The sequence below is a fragment of the Pigmentiphaga sp. genome (assembly GCF_019689535.1).
In the GTDB taxonomy this organism is placed as follows: Bacteria; Pseudomonadota; Gammaproteobacteria; order Burkholderiales; family Burkholderiaceae_B; genus Pigmentiphaga.
Map to the genome: position 1 here is coordinate 1 of NZ_JADGHH010000335.1, position 2,137 is coordinate 2,137.

Genomic DNA, 2,137 nt, shown 5'->3' on the forward strand with positions numbered 1-2,137 from the left:
GTATCTGGCAGTGCCATAATTCGCCCATCAACCCAAGGATCCCAGAATGGACGACACCAAAGCTTCCAAGGCGGCTGCCGCAGCCCAGAACGAAAAAACCAAGGCGCTGGCCGCCGCCCTTTCCCAGATCGAAAAGCAGTTCGGCAAGGGCTCGGTCATGCGCTATGGCGACAACGAGGTCGAGCACGATATCCAGGTCGTCTCCACGGGGTCGCTCGGGCTCGACATCGCGCTGGGCGTGGGCGGCTTGCCCCGCGGCCGCGTCATCGAGATCTATGGTCCGGAATCGTCCGGGAAAACCACGCTCACCCTGCAGGTCATCGCCGAGATGCAGAAACTGGGCGGGGCCTGCGCCTTCATCGACGCCGAGCATGCCCTCGACGTCCAATACGCCGCCAAGCTGGGCGTGAACCTCACCGATCTGCTCATTTCGCAGCCAGACACCGGCGAGCAGGCCCTCGAGATCACCGACGCCCTGGTGCGTTCCGGCGCGGTAGACCTCATCGTCATCGACTCGGTGGCGGCGCTGGTGCCGAAGGCGGAAATCGAAGGCGAGATGGGCGATTCCCTGCCCGGCCTGCAGGCGCGCCTGATGAGCCAGGCGCTGCGCAAGCTCACTGCCTCCATCAAGCGCACCAACTGCATGGTGATCTTCATCAACCAGATCCGCATGAAGATCGGCGTCATGTTCGGCAACCCCGAAACCACCACGGGCGGCAATGCGCTGAAGTTCTACGCCTCGGTCCGGCTCGACATCCGGCGCACCGGCTCCATCAAGAAGGGCGACGAGGTCATCGGCAACGAAACCCGGGTCAAGGTCGTCAAGAACAAGGTGGCGCCACCGTTCAAGAGCGCGGATTTCGACATCATGTACGGCGAAGGCATCTCGCGCGAAGGCGAGATCCTAGACCTCGGGGTGCAAGCCGGCATCGTCGAGAAGTCCGGCTCGTGGTTCAGCTATAACGGCGAGCGGATCGGCCAGGGCAAGGACAACGCCCGCGAATTCCTGAAGGAACATGCGGAGATGGCGCTCGAGATCGAAAACCGCGTCCGCGAGCGCCTGGGCGTTGCGGCGCGCGTCGCCGGTAACGTTGCCGAAGAGCTTGGAGACGAATGACGGCCGCAAGCCTGCTTCCGGGCTTTCGTTGAAGGCCCGGGCGGTAGGCTATTTGTCCCGGCGCGAGCATAGCCGCGTGGAACTCGAGCGCAAGCTCGCCCGCTTCGGCGAGGAAAGCGAGGTCCGCGCGGTACTCGACAGCCTGGAGAAGGAAGGTTGGCTGTCCACGGAGCGCTACGCGCAAAGCGTAGTGCACAGGCTTGCCGCCAAGCAGGGTACCTTGCGCATCGTGCGCGAGCTGCGCCAGCATGGTGTCAGCGATGCGCAGATTTCCGAATTGCGCAACGAACTTCAATCCACCGAGCTTGCCCGCGCCCGCGAGGTGTGGCGCAAGCGCTTCGGCCAGTTGCCCACCGATGCGGGGCAGCGGGCGAAGCAGGTACGCTTCCTGATGTCCCGCGGCTTCGGATTAGCCACTATCCGGCAGGTGCTGCGCGGCGTAGACTTGGACGATCTCGTCGAGGACTGACCGCGCCTCGCGCAGGAATCATGCGCAGCGCCATCGGCGCCTCGTCCCGTTTCCACGCCGTCGCGAGACACGCATGCGAGCTTTGTCCGTCATCCTGGCCTTGGGCGTTCTCCTATCAGCCTGCGCGCCTTCCCATCCTAAGCCCGGCGACGTGATCGTCGTAGAGGGACGCGTCACGCTCAAGGGAAACGAGCCGTTTGCGGTCGCCGTATTGGAAACCGAACAGGGACACTGGGACCTGCTCGGTTTGACCCGGTCGCAGATCTTGGAAGTGCAATCGCGCACGGTGGCCGTAATCGGTACGGTCGTGCGCGCTCCGGGCGACGGGAGCCCCGCGCAATTGCAGGTGAACACCATACGTTGAGCCGTGCCATCGTCGGCCGGCCTGCTGGTAGACATGGTATGTTGCGGCCAAACATCTTTTGGCGGGGGCATGATGAATCGCTACACCATGGTTGTGTCCCGGCTGCTGGCCGGGCTTGCGTTGGCAGTACTGGCGTCGTGCGGCGGCGGGGGGGATGGCGGAAGTGGCGGCTCGATCCCGGGGGCGC

General features: G+C 64.2%; 3 protein-coding genes. All 3 read left to right on the plus strand.

The genetic code is table 11. The annotated features are described in order from the left end of the window. Positions 1–46: 46 nt before the first annotated feature. The 3 genes from recA to IRZ12_RS17455 all read left to right on the plus strand — a co-directional run bounded on the left by recA (position 47) and on the right by IRZ12_RS17455 (position 1,950). Positions 47–1,117, plus strand: coding sequence for a recombinase RecA (gene recA / locus IRZ12_RS17445; protein ID WP_296471337.1), 1,071 nt, complete (start codon positions 47–49; stop codon positions 1,115–1,117). Then, positions 1,104–1,586 carry a recombination regulator RecX gene (gene recX / locus IRZ12_RS17450; RefSeq protein ID WP_296471340.1) on the plus strand — a complete coding sequence of 161 codons (483 nt, stop codon included), beginning with the start codon at positions 1,104–1,106 and terminating at the stop codon, positions 1,584–1,586. The genes recA and recX overlap by 14 nt, the downstream gene beginning before the upstream one ends. A 73-nt stretch (positions 1,587–1,659) precedes the next feature. Further along, positions 1,660–1,950, plus strand: a complete 291-nt coding sequence (locus IRZ12_RS17455; protein ID WP_296471343.1) for a hypothetical protein — start codon at positions 1,660–1,662, stop codon at positions 1,948–1,950. The last annotated feature ends 187 nt before the right edge of the window (positions 1,951–2,137 follow it).

Coding starts and splice junctions, on each gene's coding strand:
- recA (WP_296471337.1), top strand. CDS start 47: ATGGACGACACCAAAGCTTCCAAGGCGGCTGCCGCAGCCCAGAACGAA.
- IRZ12_RS17455 (WP_296471343.1), top strand. CDS start 1,660: ATGCGAGCTTTGTCCGTCATCCTGGCCTTGGGCGTTCTCCTATCAGCC.